We start from the raw sequence: 25,805 nt of genomic DNA on the forward strand, positions 1-25,805 counted from the left end.
TATCGTCATTGCAAGCGACTGTAAGGAGCGTGGCAATTTCATGAAATAGTATAAAATCCTGAGATTGCTTCGTCAAAACTTACAGTTTTGCCTCGCAATGACGTAGAATTTTCAAACAATTTCTTTAAAGCTTAATTGCTTTTCTATGTTAAATAGTTTAATTTAGGAGAGAAAATAATTCATTAAATCTCTAATATATGAGCGATTTATTCAGCTTTAACAAAGAAAAGAAAAATAAGCTAGTCGATAATAACTATAGTGCAAAAGATATTGAAGTATTAGAGGGGCTTGAGCCTGTTCGTAAAAGACCGGGGATGTATATCGGGGGTACAGATTCAAATGCTATGCATCATTTAGTATCTGAGGTGCTGGATAATGCTATGGATGAAGCAGTCGCCGGCTTTGCAAGTATCATCACGATAAAAATGCATCATGATCATAGTATTACTATATTTGATAACGGTCGCGGTATCCCTATTGATAATCATCCTAAATTTCCTGACAAATCAGCTTTAGAAGTAATTTTAACTACTCTTCATTCAGGAGGTAAATTCTCAAATAATGTTTATCATACTGCAGGTGGATTGCATGGTGTTGGAATATCGGTAGTAAATGCTTTATCTAAACATTTAGAAATAAAGGTTTATAAACAAGGTAAATTATATAGCCAAAGTTATTCTAAAGGAGAAAAATTAACTGATTTAATATGTGAAGAAGCATCTAAAAGGCTAAGAGGTACATCAATAAATTTCACTCCCGATCCGGAAATTTTTAGTGAAAAATTACATTTTAATCCTAAAAAGATTTATGAGCTTGCAAGGTCAAAAGCTTATTTATATCGCGGTGTTACTATAGAATGGGCATGCGAAGTAGAAGTACCGTCAGATATACCTAAAAAGGCATTAATAAGTTTCCCGAACGGTTTAAAAGATTATTTAAGTTCAAAAATAACTTTAGATAATTTAGTTATTCCGGGAATTTTTGCAGGTAATATAGAGTCTACGCCAGACAGGATAAAACTTGAATGGGCGATTTGTTGGCAAAATAACGATAGCTCGGCATTTATTCAATCATATTGTAATACTGTTCCGACTCCTCAAGGAGGAACACATGAGCAAGGACTTAAGTCGGCTATTTTACGTGGGCTTAAAGCATATGGTGCAATGATAGGGAATAAAAAAGCTGCTAATCTAACTATTGAGGATATTTTAGAAACCGCAAGTGTCGTACTTTCTATTTTTATAGCTGAGCCGTCTTTTCAAGGACAAACTAAGGAAAAATTAGTATCAAACGGTGTAAGTAAACCGGTCGAGAATATAATAAAAGATCATTTTGACCATTTTCTTAGTAGCGATAAAGCTTTAGCTACTAATTTACTTGAGCATGTAATTAGCATTGCTGAGTTTAGAATCAGTAAGAAAAACGAAAAAAATATTTCCCGTAAAAATGCCACTCAAAAATTACGTTTACCCGGTAAACTTGCCGATTGCACACGCACTTCACCTGAAGGGACGGAATTATTTATTGTAGAAGGTGATTCGGCAGGAGGCTCTGCAAAACAAGCACGTAATAGAGAAACGCAAGCAGTATTACCGCTATGGGGTAAAGTTCTAAATGTTGCAAGTTCTACGCTTGAGAAAATCGTTAATAATCAAGCAATACAAGATTTAGAAATAGCTCTTGCCTGCGGTAGTTTAAAGAATTATAAAAAAGAAAATCTGCGTTACGAAAAAATAATTATTATGACTGATGCAGATGTTGACGGTGCTCATATAGCTTCGCTATTAATGACTTTCTTTTTTTTACGAATGCCGAAATTGGTAGAAGAGGGGCATTTATATCTAGCTAAGCCTCCGCTTTATCGTTTAACGCAGTCTAATAAAACTTATTATGCAGGCGATGAAGAGGAAAAAGCTAAGTTAACGGATAAATTATTAAAAGCTAGTAAAGCTAAAATTGAAGTAGGTAGGTTTAAAGGTCTTGGTGAAATGATGCCTGCACAATTAAAGGAAACTACTATGCATCCGGAAAAAAGATCGCTTTTAAAGGTAACTTTAGAAGATTTTCAAAATGTTGATAAAATAGTAGATGATTTAATGGGTAAAAAGCCGGAAAAAAGATTTCAATTTATTTATGAACAGGCTTTAGTTAAAATGGATAAAATTATTAGTGAGCTGGATATTTAATCGTTATTGCGAGGAGCCGTAGGCGACGCGGTAATCTAGTCAAATATCCTGAGATTACTTCGTCAAATTACTTCGTAATTTTCCTCACAATGACGCTTTGCTTAAAAAACACACATATTTGGAGTATTATGTTATTACGTTTAATTATAACACTATTTTTTATTATAAATTCTATTTGTGCATTTGCAGAAGGAGAAAAAGAAACTGAAAATAAAATATCAAATCAGGAAGCTTATAAGCAATTTCAAGACGTATTTGAACGTATCGAAAAGGCTTATGTACAGGTACCCGATAGGCAAAAAATGATAGATGAAGCAATTAACGGTATGTTAAACTCACTTGATCCTCATTCAAGCTATTATACCGATGAAGATTTAGAAGATATTTTTACTTTTACAAAAGGTGAATTCGGCGGAATCGGTGTTGAAATAATGTATGATAGTGGAGTAATTAAGGTAATATCGCCTATTGACGATTTGCCGGCTTTCAAAGCAGGGCTTAAAGGTGGGGATTATATAGTAGGCGTGAATGACGAGTTAGTCTCTACGCTTGGTCCTAATAAAGCTATAAAAGAGATGCGAGGTACGCCTGGTACTAAAGTTAAATTGTTGATAATTAAGGAAGAAGAGGCAAAACCGCAAGAGCTAGAGCTTACTCGCGAAATAGTAAAAATCAAGCCGATAAAAGCACATTTAGAAAAAAATAATATTGCATATATACGTATAACTACTTTTAATGAGTCAACAATTTCTGAGCTGAAGGCAGCAGTAAAGAAGTTAAAAACTGAGAGTAAAGATGACCTTAAAGGTATAATTCTAGATTTACGTAATAATGCCGGAGGTATACTCGATCAAGCTATTGCTGTTAGTGATTATTTTATTGATTCCGGTGTAATTGTAACAACAAAAGGTAGAACTACATCAAGTAATAGCGAAACTAAAGCAAATGAGTTTTCGTTAAAAGCTCCCAAAGTGCCTATGATAGTTTTAATAAACGGTAATTCTGCATCTGCCTCGGAAATAGTTGCCGGAGCTTTGCAAGATCATAAAAGAGCAATAATACTTGGCACTAAGTCTTTCGGTAAAGGATCAGTTCAGGCTTTAACGCAAATCAATTCTAGGGCTGCCGTAAAACTGACTATATCTAAATATTACACCCCAAGCGGTCGTTCTATTCAAGCAGAAGGAATAGAGCCTGATATTTTAATTGAGCCGGCGAAAGTTGAGTATCCAGAAGTGAAAAAAATAGATAAGCGTTTTTCTGAGAGTTCTTTAAAAAATTATTTGAAGAATGATAATGAAAAAAACAAAGATAGCAAAAAAGAAACAAAAGCCAAAAATAATAAACAAGAAGAGAATGAATTATCGGAATTATACAAAAAAGATTATCAATTTGCTCGTGCTTATGATGTAATTACAGGGTTGATTATTAATAAGAAGCTGGAAACAAAAGAGAGAGTTAAACAAGAAGATAAGTAGAGAGGATAATATCATTTTCGGTTGTGCTGCATGTATAGATTCTTCGTCATAAGCTACGGAAAAACTGTAAGTTTTGTATGTATGCAATCTCAGGAACCCTGGTTTATGAGATTGCCACGCTCCTTTTAGTCACTCACAATGACGATTTGGTATGCGAGCAAGCCTTCCGCAGGGATGACATCAGTTGAGTTAAAAATAACTACTAGGTCTTATAATGAACCATAATAAGTATATAGTAAGATTGTCATTCATTATATTGTTTCTTAATATTGTCATAAATATGATGTTTTATCGTTATTTTATGATAAAAGAAATGATAGTAAAACAAGTGGCTTTGGAACATACTAAAATTGTAGAACTTTACACTGATAATATTTGGAATACTCATCAGAACGTAATCAGTAAATTACACAAATTCGATTATTTAAAACTATTACAAGATCAAGATTTTATTAATTTTGCAAAGATTACCGCTCAATGGTTCACCAATCTTAATATTAATATTTCTCTCTACGATCTCAAAGGTAATAAATTCATCACTAGTAATATGTTACATATGTATAGTGTAGACAATTATAAAGATGATAGTTTGGTTGAGATAGTTACCGCAAAAATCGATAAATTTTTTTTAAAATCCTTTACTTCAAAAGCTCCGCTTCGAGATGCTTTTGAAGGTATTACAAGTCATATATTATTACCAAGGGTAGTAATAGAAAATGAAAGTGATTTAACAGTGGAAGAGGCTTCTTTTGTTACTAGCTATATCCCTGTTATAAATAATAATTTAGATTTTCCCGTAGATGCAGTATTTGAGATTAACACTAATATTACCAGCCAGTGGCAAAATATAACCTCTCTTGAGCAAAAGGTTTTTATAACTTTTATCATTATTTTTATAATATTCTGCACTATAATTATTAGTAATACTAACTATGCTAGACAAATTATTGAGGAGCAGCTTGAAACAAATAGAAATTTAAAAGCTCAAATAGTAAAAGTAGAAAAAACCAGCTCTTCAAATACAAAGTTTTTTGCTAATATTAGTCATGAATTGCGTACACCGCTTAATGCTATAATAGGCTTTTCTGAAATTCTTATGTCGGAAAGAGATGCAGAAAAAAGTAAAAATTATATTAAAGATATAAATGATGCCGGTAAGCATTTGCTTAGTATGATTAATGATATTTTAGATCTTTCTAAAGCTTCTGCCGATAAATTAAAAGTAGATAGTATAGATCTTGATTTAAATAAATTAATTAGTTCTTCGCTGATACTTGTTAAGCCTCGTGCCGATCAAGCCGAAGTGGCTTTAATTAGTAGATTACCGAAAGAGCATGTGGTTATAAAGGCTGATCCAAAAAGGCTAAAACAAGTATTCTTAAATCTTTTATCAAATGCCGTGAAATTTACAAATTCCGGAGGCAGTGTTACTATTGCACTTGAAAAAGATGAGTTAGCAAAATTAGTATATATAAAAGTTATAGATACCGGTATCGGTATTGAGGAAAAAGATATCCCAAAAACTTTATCGGCGTTCGGTCAAATTGATAGTGAGCTTAGTAGAAAATATGAAGGTACCGGTCTTGGGTTGCCGCTTACTAAAAAGCTGGTTGAACTTATGAACGGTAAATTTGATTTGCAAAGTAAGATAAATGAAGGTACCACCATAACAATAACTTTTACATATGACGGTAGTATTGAAATATAAAAAATTGTGTGGAATATTAAAAAAATTTCGGTATTATAAAAAAATTATAAATTTTTAAAAAATATATGAAACTGATTGTCTTATTATTTACTTTTTTATTTTCTATGTTTTCTTTCGGAGAAAGCGAAACTATTAAAGGAAAGCCTTTAAAATATGCAGCAAATAATGATTTTGAAAATAGACTAGATGAACAGGAACAGGAAATCAGAAGGCTAATCGGTAAAGTTGAGGTTTTACAGCATAAAATTGATATGCTAACACAGAACTCAAATATTTCAAATCAAGAAGAAAATACTGAAGTTTTAGAAGCCGGTGATTCAAAAAAACAAGATGTTTTTGATATAGCTTTGCTTAAAGATATGCCGGATAATGCGCCTAAAAAACCTATTGCGGTTAATAAGGATATAGCTCCTGATAAGCAAGCCTACGATTTGGCTCTTGCTGCTTATAAAGATAATAAACTTACTGAAGCAAAAGATAAGTTTAAAAATTTTATCCAAAAATATCCTAACAGTTCGCTAATTAGTAATGCTTATTTCTGGTATGGGGAATGCTTTTTTAAACAAAAAGACTATAACGGGGCAGCGGTTAACTATTTAAAAGGCTATAAAGAGTTACCGAAAGGGGCAAAATCTTCTGATGGGTTATTGAAGTTAGCACTTTCCTTAGGCGAACTAAAAAAAACTCAGGAAGCATGTAATATGCTTGCTAAGTTTGATAAGGAATTTCCAACTAATAGAACTGCTGCATCCAAGAAAATGGCAGAAGATGCTAAGATTAAATTTGGCTGTAAAAATAAATAAAAATAATAAAATATGACTGATATTTGGGATGAAGTACTGAGTGATCAAAATGAAGAAAAAAGGTTAATTTTTTTCAAAAAGCTTTTACCTATAATAATAATCATTTCTATAATAGCTATTACTATAATGGTTGTTATTAATAATAATAAAGATAAAAGAATTAAAAATAACCAAAAAAACGGAGATATTCTTGTTAAGACTGTTGGTTTGGAAACAACAAAAGATAATGAAGAATTAGCTTTTAATACTTTAGAGAATTTAGTTACTACTAGTAATACTAAAATCAAAGAAATAGCTGCATTAGAACAAGTAGCCATAAAGATTTCAGAAAAAAAATATTCAGAAGCGAAAGACCTGCTTAATAAAATTATTGAAAATAAAGAATATTCTGAAATTTCTACTTCTTATGCACGTATTTCATGGTGTAGTCTTGTTATTGATGATCACAATCTAGATATTCAAGATAAAGAGAAATTGACCAAATATTTAAACTATTTTGATGACGAGAAAAAACCTTTTTGGGCTACAGCAACTATTATAAAAGCTATGTGGGATATTAAGAATAATATGAAACCGCAAGCAGAAAAAAATCTAAAAAATTTATTAATTTCAAATAATGTATCTGATCTAATAAAAGATCAGGCTAAAGCATTGCTTGTAAATTTAAATAAATAATAATTCGTACTTAAGGAAAAATATGACAAAAAAAATAGCACTTCTGTTATTACCGTTTATTTTAATTTCATGTAACGGGCTTGGACCAAAAAGGGTAAAAAATATTGTTGAGTTGACTCCTAAATTAGCAATTCAGACTCATGAGCCTATATATTTAGATTCTAATGCAAATATATATGCATTTAATGCAAATATGCTTAAGAATAAACAGTATAGTTTCGCTAGAAGTAAAACGATTACCGAGCCGGTTTTTATAGGCGATATGATTTATGCATTGGATATTAGATCGAATATTTCTGCATTTTCTATAGAGAAAAATAAGATTATTTGGTCTTATAATTTAAGTAGACATAAAAAAGATAATTATATAGGCGGCGGAATTTTACACCATAACGGAAAATTATACGTAACATACGGTTCAAGATTGTTAGTAGTGTTAGATGCAAAATCAGGTTATGAAATAATTAGAAAAGAACTTCCGGATATTATTAGAATTAAGCCTATTGTGCTCAATGATAATACTGTCTTAGTGCAAACTATCAGTAATCAAACTATTGCTTTAAATGCAGAAACTTTAAAAACCGTATGGGAACATGAAAGCCTAGCGGAAGTTTTGTCGGCTAGTTATTTTATGACGCCGATAGTACAGTATGACAATGTAATAGTAACTTATAATTCCGGGCAAATACTTGCCTTAAATATAACAAACGGTGAAGTAAAATGGAATTTTGAGTTTGCAAATCTTAATGATCGTACAGCTATACCGAATTTTGACGAATCAAGTATTTTATGTACTCCCGTTCATGATAATATGAATCTGTATATAGCAACCGGTCTTGGTAAGCTTATTAAGCTTAATGTAGCAACCGGCAGTGTGATTTGGCAGGTAAATGCCGAGGATATTCAATCAATGTCTTTAATCGGTAATAGCCTATTTGTAACAAATAATGCTAGACAAATAGCAGCATTTAATCCTGAAACAGGGAAAGTAAAGTTTGTAGCTGATTTAAATGATGGACAAGATCCTAAGAAACTAAAATCTGCTGCTTTTTTAGTACCTTTTGTTGGAGTTAATAATAACAATAAGCGAAGTTTAAATGTTATTTCCGTTAACGGTGTTTTATATAGTTTTGATGTTGATAATAATGGATTAAACATGATACCTCATATTGTCAAAATTATAAAAAATATTCGTTATTATGGGCTAAGAGCAAATAATAATTTATATTTTTCTACCGATAGAAAAATAATATTCGGAAGTAAATAAATTATATTTAGCTTGACAGATAGCGGGTATTAATGCTATTAAATATGTTGCTTGATTCTTTAATTTTAAATTCTAATTAAAAAGATACTATTGTGAAAACTTACTCGGCAAAGCCATCGGAAATTGAAAAGAAATGGTGGGTCATAGACGCAAAAAATATTGTACTAGGACGACTCGCTAGCAGAGTTGCTAATATGCTACGCGGTAAGCATAAGCCTAGCTTTACACCTCATTTAGATTGTGGTGATAATATAATCATAATAAATGCGGAGCATGTAAAATTAACAGGTAAAAAAGCAAATCCCAAAGACGGAAAAATATATTACAGATATACAGGATTTCCAGGTGGGATAAAAGATACTACGGCAGGTAAAATCTTAAGTGGTAAACACCCTGAGAGAGTTATTAAAATAGCCGTAAAAAGAATGATTACAAGAAATGCTTTAGGTGCTAAGCAAATGAGTAATTTGTATGTTTATGCAAATGGTGATCATCCTCATATGGCACAGCAACCTACTGTTTATGATTTTGCAAGCCAAAATCCAAAAAATAAAAAGTAATAGAATATGCCCGAGTTAAAAATTAAAACAGAAAAAGTAGAGAAGCAGTTAACTAAAGAACCTTTAGTATTAAAAACTCTTAAAGAAAAAATAGATAATTTAGGCAAGTTTTATGCTACAGGTAAAAGAAAAAATGCTATAGCACGAGTATGGCTTAAAGTAGGAAAAGGAAAAATAGTTGTTAATAAAAAAACAATAGCCCAGTATTTTCCTTCTGAAACTTATGTGAAAACTATCTTACAGCCGTTTGTCTTAACAAAAACTATTGATCAGTATGATGTAATTTGTACTGTTAGAGGTGGAGGAATTTCAGGACAGAAAGGTGCTATTTTACATGGAATTTCTAAAGCTTTAGATAAAGCTGCTCCGGATTTTCATGCTATTTTGCGTAAAGGCGGTCTTTTAACACGTGATTCTAGGGTAGTAGAGCGTAAGAAATACGGACAACGTAAAGCACGTAAGAAAACACAATTCTCTAAACGTTAAGATAAAATTTGAGAAGTTGCTAGTCAATTGTTGCATGGATCAATTTTTTTATTGTCATCCCGCGACTTGATCGTGGAATCCAGCTTAAAATATTTAAATTAATTAGTATTTTAAGTTATTTTTTTTGGGATACCGTGGTCAAGCCACGGTATGACACTAAGTACATTTTCCAAGCCATGCAACCGCGTTTATCTAGAATGACACTTCTTAACAAATTATATAAACACTTTTCCCCTGGCGGGGTAGCTCAGCTGGTTAGAGCGACGGAATCATAATCCGTGTGTCGGGGGTTCAAATCCCTCCCTCGCTACCATTCATCCGTCTTTTTGATAGTTCTATAGTAAACTGATTTGAACTTTGTGCTTCGTTGTTCATCCTCTCGTCTATTATATATATAGGCTCTGCCTTCGTGCCTGTCACAAAATGGGGGTGAGTTTACTTATAGTACTGTTAACAGTCCCATAGTTTTTAATAAAATTTTGTATAAGATAAATATTAGACTTCTTGCATAACCTATTTTATAAAGAGGAATTTGAAGGAGGCACGGAACATAGAACCGGAGCGTAGCCAAATCTATGTAAGGATTCGAGTACCGGATCGACATACAAATTACCTTTAGAAAGAGATTATGCAAGAAGTCTATTTTATATTAGGTTCTGTGAAGATCTCTAAAACGATTTGATTTGCACTAAAAAATATCTCAAAATAACAAATCAATTAGAAATCTTTACAAAGCCTAGCATTTTATGAAATTGATTTTAACAAGTTTAGTTTTTATATTTATGAGCTTTCTTCCAATATATGCTAAATCCTTACTTAAAGGGTTCGTGTATCTGAAAGATATCGACCCTACAATTATTCAAAATATGCATTATTATTCAGATGAAAATTTTGTTGGTAAAAAGGTAGATGGTTATAAAGCACCGGAAGCAATTTTAACCATAGAAGCTGTTAAGGCTCTTAAAGCAGTACAAGCTGAGATACAAAACGATGGTTATTCACTGATTATATGCATATAGACCACAAAAAGCTGTACAACATTTTTTAAGATGGAGCAAAGATAATATTGATCAAAAAAATAAGGAAAGTTTTTACCCATATATAGATAAGTCTAAATGTTTTATATTAGGTTATATAGCTGAAAGATCTAGTCATAGTAGGAGTACTGTAGATTGATCAATAATAAAGCTTTAGAAGGAAGTTAATAATAATCCTGAAGTCATTATTAAGAGAAAGCTGAAAGACGCGCGTGTTATAATCCTCTTTAGATGACAATACGGTAGACATGTATACTTCTTTTGACTTATTTGATGAAGCTTTATCTCATGACAGTAAATTAATTGATAAGCAATATATAGCAAAACGTAATTATTTACGTTCTAAGATGCAAAAACATAATTTTAAAGCATGTAAAATTGAGTGGTGGCATTATACAACTTGCAGATGAGCCTTATAAAGATCAATATTTTAACTTTGATATAGAAAAAAACTATGACAGTATTAAGTGAGAAAAGATGCATACCATGTGAGGGTGGAGTTCCGTCACTTGAGAAAAAAGAAATTGATAAGTTATTAGTTCAATTACAAAGTGCGTGGCAAGTGAATGCATTAGGGCCTCTTTATAAAAAATATAAATTTTCTAATTTTATAAAAGCTATGGAATTTGCAAATAAGATAACTGACATTGCAGAGCAGGAAGCACATCATCCCGATTTAACTATATCTTGGGGAGCATGTAGTGTGGAAATATGGACTAATAAAATCGACGGTCTTATGGAAAACGACTTTATATTGGCTGCAAAGATAGAAAGTAAAATTTAATTATTTTCAGGTTGAATTACTGAAGTGAAAAGAATAATAGCAAAAATCACACAAGTATCAACAGCTAAACGATGGTTTCTTATTAAATTAATTGAATTATAATAATAATCTTAATAATATTTAATAATAAGACATGTTATAATAAACATAAAGTAACGTTATGCCAAATTATCATATTAAATTTTTACCAAATATAGTTAATTTAATCGGTTATTTTTGTAGACTTATCTTATTACCAAATTTAATACCAGCTGATTCTAGTGAAAATAGTTATGACCAAAGCCTTGATAGAAATAAGGTATATTCTGTACATTTAAAACCTTTTTCTAATACCTCCATATTTTTTAGATGAGCATCCTGATCATACCTTTGTACATATTGCTGATAAAAAATATATTTTATGTGGATTGGTTAGAGAGCTAAAATTTGCGTTTGAAGATATAAATTCATGATTTTTAATGCCGGAAACTCAAATTGATACGGTTAATTGGGAAACTGAAACAACAAATCACTGTCTAAGTAATTTTATTATAAACTTATTTTATATAAGAGAAGTAAAAGATTTTATTGCTAATATAACTATATCTAATCTAGCAAATGCATTTACTGCACATATAATCGGTGATAATAATTATAACCTAATAAAGAATAATAGTACATATTATATGATTGAATCTAGTTGCGATAAAGATATTAGTTTATTGTCTAGAGGAACAAATGAGTGTGCTGTATTTACTTTAGGCAATGATATGGATATTTCATTATTTAGTGCTATAAATGAATGAATTGAAGGTGATAAAGAGGTAAATAGTGCTGCTCTACAAGTACTATATATATAAAATTTTTACTGAATTAATGATTCAAATTCTTTTACGACGGCTTGGTAAAGTTTACGTTTAAACGGTATTATAATAGATAAGAGTTCATCAAGTGATGCCCAACGCCATTGGTCAAATTCCGGATTAGAGGTATTTATATTAATATCTTCGTTATTTCCGGTAAACCTAATTAAAAACCAGCGTTGTTTTTGTCCACGAAAATTACCGTTCCACAGTTTAGGTATTAAAAAGCTTGGTACATCATAACTATACCAGAATTTGCTTTCGGCAATAATATATCCTTTATCGCTGCCTATTTCTTCTAACATCTCACGCATTGCTGCAATACTTGGTGTTTCGCCGGGAACTATCCCACCTTGCGGCATTTGCCATGCAGATATTTTTGTATCTATTCTTTTACCGACGAATATATGGTTATCGGCATTTAATATCATCATGCCGACCCCTGGTCTATATGGTAAATCAAGATGTTTTTTGGAAGAATTGCTCATTATTTTTTTACTTTAAAAAATCAATTATAATTTTACTACTTTATTTTTACCCGTTGTTTTAGCTTCATACATAGCTTTGTCAGCACGTTCAATGAAAGATTCTATTGATTCTTCTTTTTTATATTTCGTAACTCCGATTGAAATAGTTATTTTTAAAGGTTCAATTTGATCTTCAATGTGAAAATTCATATATTCTATTTTAACTCTAACTCTCTCCGCAGTTTCAATTGCTTTAGAAATATCTATATCCGTTAAGAGTATAGTAAATTCTTCACCGCCGAATCTTGCTATTAAGTCTGTTACTCTGAGAGTATTCTTCAAAATACGGGATACAATTGTTAAAACCTTATCGCCTGCTTGATGACCGTAAGTATCGTTTATATGTTTAAAATTGTCGATATCGCACATAAGTAAATATAATTTAATACTTTCTTTATTAGTTTTCTCAATCATTTGTTTGAGATGTATATCGAAATAGCGACGATTAAATAAGCCGGTTAGACCGTCTTTAGCTGCTAAATTGACACTTTGTTCAAGATCATTACGTAAATTATCTTGATATTGCTTACGTCTTAATTGTGTTCTAATTCTAGCAAGCAATTCGCTTTCCTCTATAGGATAAACGAAATAATCATTAATACCGAGTTCAATACCTTTCACAACCAAAGGCATACCGTCTTCATCAATTTGTAAAATTATTACTACGCCGCTTATTTCTGCTTTACCTCTTAAAATAACACTGATCCTCAAAGGATCGTCATCTTCGAGCGTACTACTGATAATTACTAAATCGGGGGTATATTCATTTATAATATCTAATTCATCGGAATTACTTATTACCTTTACGTTTTGGGTAAGCTTAAGTAACATTTGTTTTATATTTTTAGCTTGTACCACATCATCATTAATTAGTAATATTTTTTTATCTGCACAAGTGTCATGCATTGCGATATTTGTTACGCCTAATAATGCATTAGTGCTATTACGAAGCTTTAACTCATCAATTAAGCTTTTCATTCTAGATAGCGATTTAAGTCTTACAAATAGGGCAGTATCGTTAATCGGTTTTGTTAAAAACTCATCAGCTCCTGCCTCAAGACCTTTAACTCGATCATCAATATCGGAAAGTGCAGTTACCATTACAACCGGTATATGAGTAGTTTCCGGATCGGTTTTTATTGTTTTACATACCTCAAATCCATCCATTGCCGGCATCATAACATCAAGTAGTATAATATCAATTTTTCCCTTTTTAAGAATTGCTAGTGCTTCTTTACCGCTATTTGCAGTAAGAACCGTATAATACTCTTTTAAAAGTTTGGCTGTTAGTAACTTAATATTGGGTTCTATATCATCTACTACTAATATTGTGGTCATAAGATTAAATTCTTGTTTTTAAAGGAAATAATTTGTATATTTATACTTTAATTTTAAGTCTTAAATGTATGATATATGAAAATTTCAGCAAATTCAATTAGAACAGGTAACATATTAGTTTATAATAATGATTTATGGGTTGTCAGCAAAACACCGGAACATACTCAACCCGGGAAAGGTGGAGCTTATGTACAAGTTGAGATGAAAAATTTAAAAACAGGGACAAAGCGTAACGAAAGATTCAGTTCTGCCGATTATTTAGAAAAAGCCGCACTTGAACAAAAAGAATATCAATTTTTATATTTTGAAGGTGATGATTTGGTATTAATGGATACCAAACATTTTGATCAAATAAATATTTCCAAGGAAATGTTAGAAGAAAAATTATCTTTCTTAACTGAAAATATGATTGTTAAAGTCGAATTTTATAATGATAAGCCTTTAAATATTGAGCTTCCTCCAACTGTTATACTTGAAATTAGTGAAACTGATCCGGTAATAAAAGGAGCAACCGCTACCGCTTCTTATAAACCAGCAATTTTAGAAAACGGTATTAAAGTTAAGGTCCCGCAATATTTAGAAATAGGAGAAAAAATTGTTGTTAAAACTGATGATATGACATATGTCGAGCGAGCGAAGTAAGCTGTTTTATTGAACTATGGATGTCATTCCAGCGAAGGCATTGCCTGTGTGGATACCACCCCGTCATTGCGAGCAGCCGTAGGCTGCGTGGCAATCTCGTCAAATATCCTGAGATTGCTTAGTCAAAATTTACAGTTTTTCCTCGCAATGATGACTTTCAGCATCCACTCAGGCAATGCTTTTAGCGAGGAATGGTATCAATTTTTTAAAGCCATACGACATAATTGCTAAAACTAATATCTTAAAGTAAAAATATCAAATGCAACCTATAACTAATTTATTAATTAATGCCCTGCGTAAAGCTGTTAAGTTTTTGCATAGAGATTTTTTAGAACTTGAAATGCTACAAAAAAATTCTGTAAGAAATGAAGAATTTTGTAAGCGATCTTATGTAAAATTAAAAACTTTATTATGTGAAGAATTACAAAAACATACACAATATTTATTTTTTCCGGAGGATAAATTCGATTTAAATAATAATTATGAGAGTGTTTTTTTAATTAATCCTATAGATAGCCCAAATAATTTTGCCAGAAGCATACCTTTTTTTGCGATATCCGTAACTTATTTAAAAAGGAATCAAGAAGTTTTAACTCCTACTTCTACAGTAATATATTTTCCTGCTCTTAATGAAATTTATTATGCTGAAAAAGGTAAGGGAGCTTGGATAGAAAAAAATAATTTAAACTCTAATTATCAAGGATTAAGACTTAGAGTTTCCGATAATGCCGATTTAAAAAACTGTTTAGCAATTATTGAAGATGTAAATCATAATGATTTGGAGGAGATAGAGGTAGATAATATTAGATCTTTTGGTTCTCTTTGCTATGGGGCTATGCTTGTAGCGTCAGGTAAAGCGGATTTAATATGTTTATCATTATTAAATTTTACATTATATTATGCATTTGAGCTTTTTATTAAGGAAGCAGGCGGGATAATTATAGATTCTAGCGATAAATTTCTATATTCAAATCGTTATATTGCTAAAAAACTTAAAAAATATTAGACAAGAAATTATTTTAGATTTGCATTTTTATTGTTATAATAATATTAATATAATTATTAATTCATAAAGTTATGGCACATTATAAAGAGTTTGAATTTGACTGCGATTTTAGTGGACAAAGAGCCAAGTTTAAGTTTTATATAGGTACGCCTCAAGAAGGGCATCATCCGCTACAATTTCAAGCAAAATGGTTATCTGACGAAAGAGGCGGTACTATTCCTGATGATGTTATGAAAGCAATATCACAGCTAAATGATCTTGCAAAAAAAAACGGTGTTCCACTCCCGGATTTATGCGTATATGCTCTTGGTTCTGCGCAAGAAGTCCAAGCTACCCCTCAAGACGAAGATGAAAACGAGAGTGAGAACCAAGAGGATAAAGCAGAGCAGGCATAGTTAAAAATAATAAGGAGATTCATAGAAAATGAAACAATATAATGATTTATTTAAAATTATTCACCGCGAAGGATATATATTTATTGCTAGCTTTGCATTAGTAAGTTTTTTATTAGCATCATTTAATGAAAAACTTGGCTGTATTGGATGTATTGCTACTGCTTGGTGTATTTATTTTTTCCGTAATCCTGATCGCGTTGTGCCTATAAGTAATGATCTGGTAATAAGTCCTGCAGATGGAATAATTCAAGAAATTAAGGAAGCATTGCCGCCTCCGGAATTAGGGCTTGGTGATGTGGAAATGATTAGAGTTAGTATTTTTCTAAATATTTTTAATGTCCATGTTAATAGAATCCCGGCAAACGGAAAAATTTTAGCGCTTCATTATAATCCAGGAAAATTTTTTAATGCTTCACTCGATAAAGCTAGTATTTATAATGAGCGTCAATCAGTATTAATGGAAACTGCTCAAGGTCAGAAAATTGTTTTTGTTCAAATAGCCGGACTTATAGCAAGGCGTATAGTTTGTGATTTAGAAGAGGGTAATGAAGTTAAAACGGGCGAGCGATACGGTATAATTCGTTTCGGTAGCAGAGTAGATGTTTATCTACCGTTGAAAACAGCTTTATTAGTGAGTAAAGGGCAGACTGCTATAGGCGGTGAAACTATCATTGCTGATTTTGGACGTAAAAAGACAACAGAATTTAAGTTTGAGAGGAAGTAGCCTCATAACTTTAAAACCGTCATTGCGAGCAGCCGTAGGCATGGTTTGTTTATGTCATTCCCGCCTACGCGGGAATGAGACATTGACAGCCATGCAACCACACTATTTTTTCCTTGCAATGACGTGATAAATACATTTTGAGTATAAAAATTGTTAAAAATTCGTAAATCTATAATAACTAAGCCTGTACCTCTAATAAAATTAATTCCCAACTTTATTACGTTGCTTGGTTTAGTAACCGGTATGAGTTCTATAAAATTTGCTTTGGATAGCAGATGGGAACTTGCGGTATATTGCATTATAGTAGCGGCAATTATTGACGGTATCGACGGTAGAATAGCAAGGATGCTAAATGCAGTTAGCCCATTTGGTGCAGAGCTTGATTCATTATGCGATTTTGCTAATTTCGGTATAGCTCCTGCCTATCTGATATATTTATGGTCTTTTCAACAATATGAGTATAAGGTATTTTCATCAGCGGTAATGTTATTATTTATAGTGTGTATGGCACTACGTTTAGCTCGCTTTAACGTTGGTATTTATCAACCGAAACAAGATAAAAAAACTGACTATTTTTTTACCGGTGTACCTGCCCCATGTGGTGCTTTACTTGCTTTAATGCCTGTAATGATAGATTTTGAAATCGGTATGTTATTAAATATCAATACCCGTACTCACACTATAACAATTAATATATATTTGGCTATTATAGCTTTTCTACTTGCTAGTAGGCTTCCTACAATCTCAACAAAAAATTTGAGTATTAAACCTGAATATTTATCGCTTGCAATGATTTTAGTTGCTATTGTTATTATAAATCTTATCATATATCCATGGTATTCACTGCCGTTAATTGCAGTTATATATATTCTTTCTATACCAATTTGTTATTTTTTGAAACATAGAGGGTATTGGTGAAGTTAATTATGCCGAGAGTATTACAACAAGCTATCGACAAATATAAACATAATCCATTTACTAAATATGTAATTATTATAGCCTTAATCATATTTATTTATTTGGGATATAGAATTTATGTTTGGGCAAATACACAATCCACGGATAATGCTTACATAGATGCAGATATTTCAAATGTTAGTGCTGAAGTTAGCGGTGTTTTAACAAAGTTATTTGTTACCGATAATACTAAAGTTAATAAAGGCGATCTGATAGGTGAAATTGACGATAGAGATTATAAGGCAAAGCTTGCAGCACTTGAAGCATCTATTGAAGCTTGCATAAAAAATATAGAAATTATAGAGCAAAAAATCTCAATAGGGCAGATTAGCCTAGAGCAAGCAGCTGAAAAATTAAAGCTTAATAAAATAAGCTTTGATATTGTTGCAACAGATTTTATGAGAGTGCAGGAATTAAATAAGGCAAAATTTGCTAGCTCTAAAACGTTAGATGATTCTAAAAACACATATCAAAAAGCCAAAACGGATTATAAACAAGCACAATTAGATTTAGATATATCTAAGCAACATTTACAGCTTCTTGAGCTTGAAAAAGCAGCAGAACAGGAAAAACTTAAAGAGCTAACAGAAAATAAAAAAGTAACCTTAAGGAGCTTACAAAATACTAAACTTATTGCTATGGTACCCGGTATATTCGGTAATAGTAGTTTAGAAGTCGGAAATTACATAGTACCGGGTAGGGCGTTGTTTTCTATAGTTCAAGATAATACTATGTATATTCAGGCTAATTTTAAAGAAACACAAATTCAGAAATTTAAGTCCGGCATGAAAGTCAAAATTGAATTTGATGCTTTGCCTAAAAAGGTAATTTACGGGAAGATTCGTAATATTGCTCCTGCTACCGGCTCTAAATTTAGCTTAATCCCACCAGATCATGCTACCGGTAATTTTACTAAAAGCGTACAACGTGTACCTGTTTTAATAGATTTTGAATCCCCAAATGCTAATCTAGTTCCCGGCATGTCAGCAATCGTATCCATTAGAACGGATCAAAGTACGTAATTTTTGTTAAAAAATAGCAATAATTATTCTATTAAAAGTACATATTCTAGTATTATTTACTGATTACTTAAAAAGCTATATAATATGAGTAATACCAAAAGTAATAATTAATATGCAAAGATATTTAGATCCCACTAATGATAGTGTATTTAAAAAAATCTTTCGTGATTTAGAGAGGTTCAAGGAATTTATCAATGCAGTTCTTGCACTACCTGAGGGGCTTAGAATTAAAGCAATAGAATTTATACCTGTAGAGCAAGTACCTATGCTCGATAAAGGGGACAAAAAGCATATTTGATTTAAAGGTTAAAGATGAAGCCAGTAGCTGGTATATAATCGAGATGCAAAAAAGAAATGAAAGCGATTACTTAAAAAGAGTGCAATATTATTCTGCTCATTCTTACGTACAGCAACTTACACAAGGAATAAAGCATAAAGATTTATTACCGGTAATAGTTATTTCACTTATTAAGACTAAAATGTTTGATGATGAAGTACCTTGTATAAGTCTTCATAAAATGCTTGAAACTAAAACAAATAAGCAATATTTATTTGATTTTTCCTATGTATTTATAGAGCTTAAAAATTTTGATAAAGATAAGATTGAAACTACTATAGATGAGTGGCTACATTTATTTAAGTGTGCAGAAACATAAAACAGCCCACCTGCAAATATAAAGAGCGAGAAAGTATTAGATGCATACAATATAATAGCAATGCATAACCTCACCGCCGAAGAATATGATGCCTATATAAGAGCGAAATTAATGGAAGATGCCGAGGAAATAGCTTTAGACGAACAGTGTGAAAAAGGGAAAGCTGAAATAAGCATAGAAATAGCAAAGAACTTGTTACTTAAAGATATAGATGTCAATATAATAGCAGATTCAACAGGGCTAACTATAGAAGAAATAGAAGAGCTAAAAGCAAAAATAGAAAATTCTGAAACTAGTTGAGAGTCTATAATAAAATTTGTGTAAGTTGCAAAAAAAGCAGTAAGAGATTACTGTAAAAAGAAGTAACTAAAACAAAGGGAAATTATGGCTAAAGAAATAGGTAAAGATAAAGAAAAATTAAACATAAGTAATCAGCTAGTAGAAGAATTATTATCAAAAGCAGACCCATCAGAGTTATTTGGTCGAGATGGTTTATTTCAACAGCTAAAGAAACAAATAGTTGAGAAAATATTAGCAAGTGAGTTAGATCATGAATTGGGCTACTCAAAGCATAGTAAAGTAGAAAAAGTAGACAATAATCGTCGTAATGGTAGCTATGAAAAGACAGTAATTGATGATGATAGTCGTAAGTTGACATTAGAAGTACCAAGAGACCGGGAAGGTGAGTATAATCCACAATTAATACCAAAAGGGCTGAGGAGATTTAATGGATTTGATGAGAAGGTAATTTCACTTTATGGTAGAGGTATGACAGTCAGTGAGATTCGTGGTCACTTAGAAGAAATATATCAAACTGAAGTATCTAGTGATTTAATATCAACCATAACAGATGGAGTACTAGAGGAGGTAACTAGGTGGCAAAATCGCTATTTAGATAGGATATACCCAATATTGTATTTGGATTGCATATATGTTAAATCTAGAGATAATCATATAGTAATAAATAAAGCTGTATATTTGGCAATTGCGGTTAATATAGAAGGCAAGAAGGAGTTATTGGGCATTTGGATAGGAAAAAATGAAGGCTCTAAATTTTGGATGCAAGTATAACTGAATTAAAGAATCGAGGTGTAGAACAAATTTATGTTGCTTGCGTTGATGGTTTAAAAGGTTTTTCTGAGGCTATCAGTAGCATATTTCCTGCTACTATAGTACAACTATGTATAGTGCATATGGTACGCAATTCAGTAAAGTACGTGTCACATAAGGATTTAAAAGAGGTAACATCAGATTTAAAACAAATTTACACGGCAAATAACGAAGAAATGGCTCGTTTAAAACTGCAACAATTTAGTGTAAAATGGGATAAAAAATATCCAGTAATTTCTGATATTTGGCAGCGTAGTTGGTCAGGAATAATACCATTTTTTGCCTTTCCTGAGGAGATTAGAAAGGTGATTTATACCACGAATACCATAGAGTCTATAAATCGTCAAATTAGGAAAATTATTAAAAATAAAGGTGTATTTCCAGATGATAAATCAATTCAAAAGATAATATTTTTAGCCTTGCAAAATGCGGCTAAAAAATGGACTATGCCTATAAAAGATTGGTCATTAGCTTTAAATCAATTTGAAATACTTTGTGGGAATTTTAAATATGATTTATTGGAAAATAAAAAATGAACTTACACAAAAAAAATGATTGACTCCCTATTGCTTCTTTTTGATTACGGGCTAAACTTTTTTGCTCTTTTGCGTAACTTCACATACTTTTTTACAGATTAGTTAAAATTAATAAAGAACTATACTGTATAAAAGTCAATAGGAAATTTCGCCTTATACGATAAATAAAGAAATAAAATGCAACTCATTGTTAGCTTATTTTTACTATTCATTAATGATGTTAATAGTATGATAATAAACTAATTGAGAGAAAAATATTTGTACGTCAATCTTATACTCATATCCTTACCTACTTTTTGTATGTTGCAGTGTGCGGTGAGTGTTTCCTCTTTATAAGATAGGTTATACAAGAAGTCTATTGATGATTTCCTATTTTACCTTATTAACCCTAAATCTTTTTTTTCAATTCTTTTTATATAATTATTTGGCGTACCTGTATTTTTATTAGAAATAGTATTATTAATTAATTGTTTCCCAATTCTATTTACTATATTTTCTGTGCCGCTTAGTTCTAATTTCTTTTTTTACTGTATCGTTTTGTATTCCTTATGATCGTTAGTATTTGTATTTTCAACTGTTTTTGTTAACACGCTTTTATGAGTAGTTATTTGTTCCGGTTGTTTATAAAAAGGACTATGTGCCCTATCTATATCTTTTAGTATACCTACTATTATATTTTGTGATGTTATTGCTTCACTAAGCTGATTAAATCGCTGTTGTTTTTCTTGATCGGTAAATCTAAAGTAATTCTTATCTTGTAGTAATGCGTTTAATGCTGCAGTTTAAATAGTTTGTTTATATCCTATCTCTGCTAATGCTTGTATATTTTTATAATTACCTATATCTGCTTTTTGTGTTTCTTGATTAATATTATGGTTTAGCTCCTTAATTAACTTTATCCTATCCTGGGATTGACCGAATCTTTAGCACCTTTTAATGATTGTAATCCTATATTTATTGATGAAATTATTTGTGCTACATTATTACCGACTATAGCTGCTGATATCCCCGCCACGTTCACTATATTATTTATTCCATTTGTTATAACCGATGCTATAAATAATGATTTAGTACCTTTATTACTTTTGTCTTGCGTTTGTTGCTGCTCATTATGTATTATAAATCATCTTTACTTTTTACTGTTTCTTGAGAAATTATACGCTCCAAGTTACGCCTTTATATAACTTCTATATCATCCATACTTCTAAATATTATAGGCTGCTTTTTAGGTACTGTGTCTATATTATTGGATGATGCCTTTACAATATCTAAATCTTTTTCTAGTGATTGTGCATATTTATTTTCTTCTTCTATAGGTCGTGCCATTCTATTCGCTCCATTTGTATGCCTTTAATCTGTTTTAGGGTGCATTATAGATAATTATTAAAATTTGTTAATAGTTATCTATAATTAAATTACTTAAAATGCAAATTTAAGGTAAATCTTTATCATGAATTAGTGTTAATAGAGCAAAGAGAGATAAATAATAACATAAACTAACTAAAAGTGATTGTATTATTAAAAAATTCATATATTAATTAAAATACAAAGTTATTTATTAATCATTATGTCAAATACACCTAAGTTAGAAAATCACTATAATAAATTGTTACAAGATATTATGCTTAAAACATTAGAGCAGAATAAAACTGTAGAAACCTATTTAATACAAGAAGATTTTAGTAGTACTTTAGATGAGCTGCAAAAGATAAACGCACAGCTTGAAGAATATTGTAAGATTTTTGCTCTGCTTGAAAGAATTAAAACCGAATTAGCTGAAGAAGATAAAGTATATAACTAATTTAATTTATATAAAAGGTGCAAGCCGCATTGCACCTTTTATATTCAATAATAATTTCCTGCTTCAACTTCTAGCTTTTTAAAAGGTGATATACCGAGGCTATACCCTATAATAATAGGAATTACTATCATCACCAATCCTAAATTATTAAAACGTTCTGTTAAATAAACAAGTCCAAAAGAACTAATTACATACATACATAGCGGCTCTTGAATAAGTATATATAAAGCTAGCATAGGTAAATCGTTTTAAAACCGGAAAACTTTTATAAAATATTGGAATTGCTGGAGGTTTACTTGGAGAAAAAGTAACTACAATTAGTGGAATTAAGAGAATTTGCTAACCTTGCGTTATATTATCTAATATTAATGGACTAGATAGAAGAAAAGTTAAAAATATTACTAATTGCGTTTTTAAAATTTTTAGTGGATGAAATTTATAGCATAAACACGTAAGTGCTAGTGCTACAAAAAATTCTACTATAGAAATAATGAAATTTTGATGTATTACTGCTTCAGTGGTATAGTGTAACGAATCTTTAAGTATATTACTACAATGAATATAAGCAAAATAAAACCATACTGGTTGTGCTAGTTGTATTAAAAAATAATAGATTGCATTCTTCTTATTAACTTTTCCCTGCCATACAGGATTATTTTTTATCGTTGCTACATTTTATCGTTGCTACATCAATTATATTACTATCTTTTATCGTTTCTTGTATTCTATGCTTAGCATCAACAAAATCCGGTGTTTCTAGCAAAGTAGTCCTAGCAGCACTACCTATTAATGCAATTCCTGCACCTACCCAAAATGCGATACGCTAATTAAAGCCATAGGATGTAACTAAGGTTTCTACGCCAAGGGCCACAGTTAATCCTAAGCTAGCACACACCCCTACAAATGCTACGGTAGGAAAGCGTTTAGGAACTCCAACAGATTCCGTTAAATATAATTCTGCTCCTACTCTTGCTCCCATGGATGACATACCTTGCACTATACGGCATATTGTTACTATCCAGGCGGCACTAGCACCTACTTGGGCATAAGTAGGAAGATTAGCCATAACTATGCAAGAAAATGACATTAAAATAGTGGTAATAATGACTGTGGATTTCCGACCTATATTATCAGCCAAATAATAAAGCTCCTAAGGGTCTAAAAATAAAAGTAGAACAAAAAGAAAAAACTGCAAGAAGTCGATTAACGTGAGTATCATATTGCGGAAAGAAAAGCTCATTAATTAGTACTGCCATATGAACATATAGCATAAGATCAAAATATTCTCAAAAAGTACCTATAGATATTAAGCCTATGCCTATAGCCCGTTTTTGTTCTCTGTTTAAACTTTTTTGTTTTTTTTCGTATCCCAACACAATTTTTTCTAAAAAGTTAATTTATAGCAAGGTTATATTGAGAAGATTTCAAGTCAAGGAAAAAGTTACAATGTTTTATGATTATACTTATTTAAAACTTCTTTGACTAATGAAGTTGTTATTTTTCTTTTGGCAATTAAAGCAAAATAGTTAATATTGTCTAATATTTCTATAATTTTAGAATATTCCCTAGGCAAATTTACTAAAAGAAAATCTATTATTTGTCCGGATATTGTGACCGAAGAAATAGCAAAATGCTTAAATATTAGAATTTTGATTAATTCATCGTCAGGTGAGTTTAATAGAATACTAAGTACTGATTTAATACGTGAAGATAAATCGGGTAAAGTAAAATTTCTGCTTTTATCAGATGCGGTAAGTAAAAGATATTTTTGTTTTTCGTTAATAATATTAAATATATGAAGTAATGTCGGCTCTTGCCAGTTTTCAATATCTTCAATGATGAAAGCATTATATTTTTCTGAAATTTCTTCATTAAAAAAAATATCTTTAATAATATAGGCATTGCTTAAATTTTGCCATATTTTGGTTAAATAAGTTTTGCCTGACGAAGAAGGTCCTTTAATTAATAAAGTAAATTTATAAGGGTTAACGCCAAAGCCGCACTGCCAATTTTTTATAATATTATAAGCTTGATCGTTAGAACTAGAAACAATAAATTCATCAGGATGATATTTATTAGAAGTAATAAAACGAAATATATATTGCTGCACTGTTATAAGAATTTTTTAGTCGTCTATTTGGTAGAATTTGCTAGATTTATAAAATTTAATTAGATTCAAAAGTAAAATTTTTGTAATCCCTGCAATCGGTATAGCAAAAAATATTCCAATAATTCCCAATAAACTGCCGCAGGCAAAAATTGAGAATATAATCCAAAGAGGATGCAACCCTATTTTATCACCGATAATTTTAGGGGTGAAAATATAGGACTCGCAAATATTTCCAACTAGATAAATTATCATTATATATAGTAATTTGGTAGTTACACCAAAAGTTAAATAGCCGATAATTAGAGTTAAAAGAAACGATATAAAAGTACCAAGGAAAGGAATAATAACTAAAAATCCTGTTAAAATGCCAAGTAAAAGAGCGAGATCAATACCTATTACGGTAAATGCAATACTATAATAAGTAGATAATAATAAGCAAATATTTAGCTGTCCTCTTATGTAAGCAGATAACAGATTATTAATTGCCGATAATATTTCAAGGATTTTCGGTCGGGTTTTTATAGGTAATAATGATTTCATGTTTGCAATAATTTTAGCCCAATCACGTAGGAAATAGAATAATATTATAGGTATAAGTAAAAATAAAACAAATATGTTAATAGTTATAATAGTATAACGCCAAAAATTATTAGCAATACTGCCAAGTATAGTAAATATACTATTTATAAAATTGCTTAAAGAATTCTTGATTTTATCGGCAATATCAGGTTCTATCGAATAAATTTTTACCATTATAGGCGGTAATATTTCTGCCTGTAAATAATTGTTATATTTTGGAATATTATTTATAAAAGTAAAAATTTGTCCATAAATTATCGGCGCCAAAATAGTTAAGCTTAAGAAAAATATGCTCAAAAATATCAGATAAATTATGCTTGATGCAAATTTATTTGATATTTTAAATTTTGATGCGATAAAACCTATAGCAGGTTGTAGTAAGTAAGATATTATAAATGTGATAAAAAATGGCTTTACTGCGTCTGAAATTAGCATAAAACCGCTGATAAAAAGCCCTAAAAAAACTAGCCAAAATATAACGGTTCTATTCATTATTATTTTCCTCATTTTCTATACGAAGATCAACTTCAAAAAGAAGCTAGGAGTTCACAAGGCGAAGATCACAGCATATACTTA

29 protein-coding genes, 1 tRNA gene and 4 pseudogenes are annotated in these 25,805 nt (G+C 30.9%); 26 read left to right on the plus strand and 8 right to left on the minus strand.

Features of this window, described 5'->3' with window-relative positions:
- Nucleotides 1-197: 197 nt before the first annotated feature.
- The 9 genes from parE (at nucleotide 198) to C4Q30_RS03335 (ending at nucleotide 9,476) form a co-directional block, all read left to right on the plus strand.
- On the plus strand, nucleotides 198-2,186 hold the full coding sequence (gene parE / locus C4Q30_RS03295; RefSeq protein WP_014014011.1) for a DNA topoisomerase IV subunit B: 1,989 nt from the start codon (nucleotides 198-200) through the stop codon (nucleotides 2,184-2,186).
- Nucleotides 2,187-2,314: 128 nt separating this feature from the next.
- Entirely contained in the window at nucleotides 2,315-3,664 is a 1,350-nt protein-coding gene (locus C4Q30_RS03300; protein WP_103897202.1) for a S41 family peptidase, read from the plus strand.
- A gap of 214 nt (nucleotides 3,665-3,878) precedes the next feature.
- On the plus strand, nucleotides 3,879-5,372 hold the full coding sequence (locus C4Q30_RS03305; RefSeq protein ID WP_103897203.1) for a sensor histidine kinase: 1,494 nt from the start codon (nucleotides 3,879-3,881) through the stop codon (nucleotides 5,370-5,372).
- A 65-nt stretch (nucleotides 5,373-5,437) separates the two neighbouring features.
- The gene (gene ybgF, locus C4Q30_RS03310) at nucleotides 5,438-6,175 is read left to right on the plus strand and encodes a tol-pal system protein YbgF (protein ID WP_103897204.1); all 738 of its coding nucleotides are present in this window, start codon (nucleotides 5,438-5,440) and stop codon (nucleotides 6,173-6,175) included.
- A 12-nt stretch (nucleotides 6,176-6,187) separates the two neighbouring features.
- Nucleotides 6,188-6,850 carry a DUF2659 family protein gene (locus C4Q30_RS03315; RefSeq protein ID WP_103897205.1) on the plus strand — a complete coding sequence of 221 codons (663 nt, stop codon included), beginning with the start codon at nucleotides 6,188-6,190 and terminating at the stop codon, nucleotides 6,848-6,850.
- 22 nt (nucleotides 6,851-6,872) lie between these two features.
- On the plus strand, nucleotides 6,873-8,117 hold the full coding sequence (locus C4Q30_RS03320; RefSeq protein ID WP_103897206.1) for an outer membrane protein assembly factor BamB: 1,245 nt from the start codon (nucleotides 6,873-6,875) through the stop codon (nucleotides 8,115-8,117).
- 92 nt (nucleotides 8,118-8,209) lie between these two features.
- On the plus strand, nucleotides 8,210-8,677 hold the full coding sequence (gene rplM, locus C4Q30_RS03325; RefSeq protein ID WP_103897207.1) for a 50S ribosomal protein L13: 468 nt from the start codon (nucleotides 8,210-8,212) through the stop codon (nucleotides 8,675-8,677).
- A gap of 6 nt (nucleotides 8,678-8,683) precedes the next feature.
- Nucleotides 8,684-9,163, plus strand: a complete 480-nt coding sequence (gene rpsI, locus C4Q30_RS03330) for a 30S ribosomal protein S9 (protein WP_103897208.1) — start codon at nucleotides 8,684-8,686, stop codon at nucleotides 9,161-9,163.
- A gap of 236 nt (nucleotides 9,164-9,399) precedes the next feature.
- A tRNA-Met gene (locus C4Q30_RS03335) sits at nucleotides 9,400-9,476 on the plus strand.
- Here the strand turns inward: C4Q30_RS03335 and C4Q30_RS10200 are convergent.
- Nucleotides 9,455-9,583, minus strand: coding sequence for a hypothetical protein (locus tag C4Q30_RS10200; RefSeq protein WP_280641668.1), 129 nt, complete (start codon nucleotides 9,581-9,583; stop codon nucleotides 9,455-9,457). The two genes, C4Q30_RS03335 and C4Q30_RS10200, sit on opposite strands and share 22 nt — an antisense overlap.
- 72 nt (nucleotides 9,584-9,655) lie before the next feature.
- On the opposite strand from C4Q30_RS10200, the pseudogene C4Q30_RS10680 reads away from it, so the two are divergent.
- From C4Q30_RS10680 to C4Q30_RS03365, 6 genes and pseudogenes are all read left to right on the plus strand, one after another.
- A pseudogene (locus C4Q30_RS10680) lies at nucleotides 9,656-9,799 on the plus strand (palindromic element RPE1 domain-containing protein); the annotation flags it as partial.
- 110 nt (nucleotides 9,800-9,909) lie between these two features.
- Nucleotides 9,910-10,107 (plus strand): annotated as a pseudogene (locus C4Q30_RS03345) (D-alanyl-D-alanine dipeptidase); the annotation flags it as partial.
- 341 nt (nucleotides 10,108-10,448) lie between these two features.
- Entirely contained in the window at nucleotides 10,449-10,610 is a 162-nt protein-coding gene (locus tag C4Q30_RS03350; protein WP_103897210.1) for a M15 family metallopeptidase domain-containing protein, read from the plus strand.
- 44 nt (nucleotides 10,611-10,654) lie between these two features.
- On the plus strand, nucleotides 10,655-10,984 hold the full coding sequence (locus C4Q30_RS03355; protein ID WP_103897211.1) for a 4a-hydroxytetrahydrobiopterin dehydratase: 330 nt from the start codon (nucleotides 10,655-10,657) through the stop codon (nucleotides 10,982-10,984).
- A gap of 160 nt (nucleotides 10,985-11,144) precedes the next feature.
- Nucleotides 11,145-11,436: pseudogene (locus tag C4Q30_RS03360) on the plus strand (hypothetical protein).
- A gap of 6 nt (nucleotides 11,437-11,442) precedes the next feature.
- Nucleotides 11,443-11,769, plus strand: coding sequence for a hypothetical protein (locus C4Q30_RS03365; protein WP_103897212.1), 327 nt, complete (start codon nucleotides 11,443-11,445; stop codon nucleotides 11,767-11,769).
- Between the two features lie 59 nt (nucleotides 11,770-11,828).
- On the opposite strand, the gene C4Q30_RS03370 is transcribed toward C4Q30_RS03365, so the two are convergent.
- Nucleotides 11,829-12,314: an RNA pyrophosphohydrolase gene (locus tag C4Q30_RS03370; protein ID WP_004996360.1), complete on the minus strand. Its 486-nt coding sequence runs from the start codon at nucleotides 12,312-12,314 to the stop codon at nucleotides 11,829-11,831.
- A 24-nt stretch (nucleotides 12,315-12,338) separates the two neighbouring features.
- Entirely contained in the window at nucleotides 12,339-13,691 is a 1,353-nt protein-coding gene (locus C4Q30_RS03375) for a PleD family two-component system response regulator (protein ID WP_103897213.1), read from the minus strand.
- 75 nt (nucleotides 13,692-13,766) lie between these two features.
- On the opposite strand from C4Q30_RS03375, the gene efp reads away from it, so the two are divergent.
- From efp to C4Q30_RS03415, 10 genes and pseudogenes are all read left to right on the plus strand, one after another.
- Nucleotides 13,767-14,333: an elongation factor P gene (gene efp, locus C4Q30_RS03380; protein WP_103897214.1), complete on the plus strand. Its 567-nt coding sequence runs from the start codon at nucleotides 13,767-13,769 to the stop codon at nucleotides 14,331-14,333.
- Nucleotides 14,334-14,592: 259 nt separating this feature from the next.
- Nucleotides 14,593-15,339, plus strand: a complete 747-nt coding sequence (locus C4Q30_RS03385; RefSeq protein WP_014120610.1) for an inositol monophosphatase family protein — start codon at nucleotides 14,593-14,595, stop codon at nucleotides 15,337-15,339.
- A 71-nt stretch (nucleotides 15,340-15,410) separates the two neighbouring features.
- Nucleotides 15,411-15,734, plus strand: a complete 324-nt coding sequence (locus C4Q30_RS03390; protein ID WP_010976982.1) for a DUF2610 domain-containing protein — start codon at nucleotides 15,411-15,413, stop codon at nucleotides 15,732-15,734.
- A gap of 28 nt (nucleotides 15,735-15,762) precedes the next feature.
- Nucleotides 15,763-16,458, plus strand: a complete 696-nt coding sequence (locus tag C4Q30_RS03395) for a phosphatidylserine decarboxylase (protein WP_014014028.1) — start codon at nucleotides 15,763-15,765, stop codon at nucleotides 16,456-16,458.
- Between the two features lie 150 nt (nucleotides 16,459-16,608).
- The gene (locus C4Q30_RS03400) at nucleotides 16,609-17,376 is read left to right on the plus strand and encodes a CDP-alcohol phosphatidyltransferase family protein (protein ID WP_103897215.1); all 768 of its coding nucleotides are present in this window, start codon (nucleotides 16,609-16,611) and stop codon (nucleotides 17,374-17,376) included.
- Nucleotides 17,377-17,384: 8 nt separating this feature from the next.
- Nucleotides 17,385-18,437 carry an HlyD family secretion protein gene (locus C4Q30_RS03405; RefSeq protein ID WP_103897216.1) on the plus strand — a complete coding sequence of 351 codons (1,053 nt, stop codon included), beginning with the start codon at nucleotides 17,385-17,387 and terminating at the stop codon, nucleotides 18,435-18,437.
- Between the two features lie 112 nt (nucleotides 18,438-18,549).
- On the plus strand, nucleotides 18,550-18,735 hold the full coding sequence (locus C4Q30_RS09015) for a hypothetical protein (protein WP_209445200.1): 186 nt from the start codon (nucleotides 18,550-18,552) through the stop codon (nucleotides 18,733-18,735).
- Between the two features lie 37 nt (nucleotides 18,736-18,772).
- Nucleotides 18,773-19,093 (plus strand): Rpn family recombination-promoting nuclease/putative transposase, encoded by a 321-nt coding sequence (locus C4Q30_RS09580; protein WP_245207562.1) that lies wholly within the window; start codon nucleotides 18,773-18,775, stop codon nucleotides 19,091-19,093.
- A 60-nt stretch (nucleotides 19,094-19,153) separates the two neighbouring features.
- Entirely contained in the window at nucleotides 19,154-19,393 is a 240-nt protein-coding gene (locus C4Q30_RS09585) for a hypothetical protein (protein WP_245207464.1), read from the plus strand.
- 84 nt (nucleotides 19,394-19,477) lie between these two features.
- Nucleotides 19,478-20,739 (plus strand): annotated as a pseudogene (locus C4Q30_RS03415) (IS256 family transposase).
- Nucleotides 20,740-21,915: 1,176 nt separating this feature from the next.
- Here the strand turns inward: C4Q30_RS03415 and C4Q30_RS08765 are convergent.
- The gene (locus tag C4Q30_RS08765; RefSeq protein WP_198913030.1) at nucleotides 21,916-22,065 is read right to left on the minus strand and encodes a hypothetical protein; all 150 of its coding nucleotides are present in this window, start codon (nucleotides 22,063-22,065) and stop codon (nucleotides 21,916-21,918) included.
- Between the two features lie 241 nt (nucleotides 22,066-22,306).
- On the opposite strand from C4Q30_RS08765, the gene C4Q30_RS03430 reads away from it, so the two are divergent.
- Nucleotides 22,307-22,540 (plus strand): hypothetical protein, encoded by a 234-nt coding sequence (locus tag C4Q30_RS03430; protein ID WP_014120933.1) that lies wholly within the window; start codon nucleotides 22,307-22,309, stop codon nucleotides 22,538-22,540.
- A 44-nt stretch (nucleotides 22,541-22,584) separates the two neighbouring features.
- On the opposite strand, the gene C4Q30_RS10455 is transcribed toward C4Q30_RS03430, so the two are convergent.
- The 4 genes from C4Q30_RS10455 to C4Q30_RS03460 form a co-directional block, all read right to left on the minus strand.
- Nucleotides 22,585-22,776, minus strand: coding sequence for a proline/betaine transporter (locus C4Q30_RS10455; RefSeq protein WP_342447535.1), 192 nt, complete (start codon nucleotides 22,774-22,776; stop codon nucleotides 22,585-22,587).
- A gap of 587 nt (nucleotides 22,777-23,363) precedes the next feature.
- A complete protein-coding gene (locus C4Q30_RS10460) occupies nucleotides 23,364-23,678 on the minus strand; it encodes an MFS transporter (RefSeq protein WP_014014615.1) in 315 nt (104 codons plus the stop codon).
- Between the two features lie 303 nt (nucleotides 23,679-23,981).
- Nucleotides 23,982-24,650: an HdaA/DnaA family protein gene (locus C4Q30_RS03455; RefSeq protein ID WP_103897217.1), complete on the minus strand. Its 669-nt coding sequence runs from the start codon at nucleotides 24,648-24,650 to the stop codon at nucleotides 23,982-23,984.
- A 15-nt stretch (nucleotides 24,651-24,665) separates the two neighbouring features.
- On the minus strand, nucleotides 24,666-25,721 hold the full coding sequence (locus C4Q30_RS03460; protein WP_103897218.1) for an AI-2E family transporter: 1,056 nt from the start codon (nucleotides 25,719-25,721) through the stop codon (nucleotides 24,666-24,668).
- Nucleotides 25,722-25,805 lie beyond the last annotated feature (84 nt).

It is taken from the genome of Rickettsia fournieri (assembly GCF_900243065.1).
Lineage (GTDB): Bacteria > Pseudomonadota > Alphaproteobacteria > Rickettsiales > Rickettsiaceae > Rickettsia > Rickettsia rickettsii.

Bases quoted from the DNA above. Each gene is read 5' to 3' on its own strand.
- parE (WP_014014011.1), top strand. From the start codon at position 198: ATGAGCGATTTATTCAGCTTTAACAAAGAAAAGAAAAATAAGCTAGTC.
- C4Q30_RS03300 (WP_103897202.1), top strand. From the start codon at position 2,315: ATGTTATTACGTTTAATTATAACACTATTTTTTATTATAAATTCTATT.
- C4Q30_RS03305 (WP_103897203.1), top strand. From the start codon at position 3,879: ATGAACCATAATAAGTATATAGTAAGATTGTCATTCATTATATTGTTT.
- ybgF (WP_103897204.1), top strand. From the start codon at position 5,438: ATGAAACTGATTGTCTTATTATTTACTTTTTTATTTTCTATGTTTTCT.
- C4Q30_RS03315 (WP_103897205.1), top strand. From the start codon at position 6,188: ATGACTGATATTTGGGATGAAGTACTGAGTGATCAAAATGAAGAAAAA.
- C4Q30_RS03320 (WP_103897206.1), top strand. From the start codon at position 6,873: ATGACAAAAAAAATAGCACTTCTGTTATTACCGTTTATTTTAATTTCA.
- rpsI (WP_103897208.1), top strand. From the start codon at position 8,684: ATGCCCGAGTTAAAAATTAAAACAGAAAAAGTAGAGAAGCAGTTAACT.
- C4Q30_RS03350 (WP_103897210.1), top strand. From the start codon at position 10,449: ATGTATACTTCTTTTGACTTATTTGATGAAGCTTTATCTCATGACAGT.
- C4Q30_RS03355 (WP_103897211.1), top strand. From the start codon at position 10,655: ATGACAGTATTAAGTGAGAAAAGATGCATACCATGTGAGGGTGGAGTT.
- C4Q30_RS03365 (WP_103897212.1), top strand. From the start codon at position 11,443: ATGCCGGAAACTCAAATTGATACGGTTAATTGGGAAACTGAAACAACA.
- C4Q30_RS03370 (WP_004996360.1), bottom strand. From the start codon at position 12,314: ATGAGCAATTCTTCCAAAAAACATCTTGATTTACCATATAGACCAGGG.
- C4Q30_RS03375 (WP_103897213.1), bottom strand. From the start codon at position 13,691: ATGACCACAATATTAGTAGTAGATGATATAGAACCCAATATTAAGTTA.
- efp (WP_103897214.1), top strand. From the start codon at position 13,767: ATGAAAATTTCAGCAAATTCAATTAGAACAGGTAACATATTAGTTTAT.
- C4Q30_RS03385 (WP_014120610.1), top strand. From the start codon at position 14,593: ATGCAACCTATAACTAATTTATTAATTAATGCCCTGCGTAAAGCTGTT.
- C4Q30_RS03390 (WP_010976982.1), top strand. From the start codon at position 15,411: ATGGCACATTATAAAGAGTTTGAATTTGACTGCGATTTTAGTGGACAA.
- C4Q30_RS03395 (WP_014014028.1), top strand. From the start codon at position 15,763: ATGAAACAATATAATGATTTATTTAAAATTATTCACCGCGAAGGATAT.
- C4Q30_RS03405 (WP_103897216.1), top strand. From the start codon at position 17,385: ATGCCGAGAGTATTACAACAAGCTATCGACAAATATAAACATAATCCA.
- C4Q30_RS09015 (WP_209445200.1), top strand. From the start codon at position 18,550: ATGCAAAGATATTTAGATCCCACTAATGATAGTGTATTTAAAAAAATC.
- C4Q30_RS09585 (WP_245207464.1), top strand. From the start codon at position 19,154: ATGCATAACCTCACCGCCGAAGAATATGATGCCTATATAAGAGCGAAA.
- C4Q30_RS08765 (WP_198913030.1), bottom strand. From the start codon at position 22,065: ATGGCACGACCTATAGAAGAAGAAAATAAATATGCACAATCACTAGAA.
- C4Q30_RS03430 (WP_014120933.1), top strand. From the start codon at position 22,307: ATGTCAAATACACCTAAGTTAGAAAATCACTATAATAAATTGTTACAA.
- C4Q30_RS10455 (WP_342447535.1), bottom strand. From the start codon at position 22,776: ATGCTAGCTTTATATATACTTATTCAAGAGCCGCTATGTATGTATGTA.
- C4Q30_RS03460 (WP_103897218.1), bottom strand. From the start codon at position 25,721: ATGAATAGAACCGTTATATTTTGGCTAGTTTTTTTAGGGCTTTTTATC.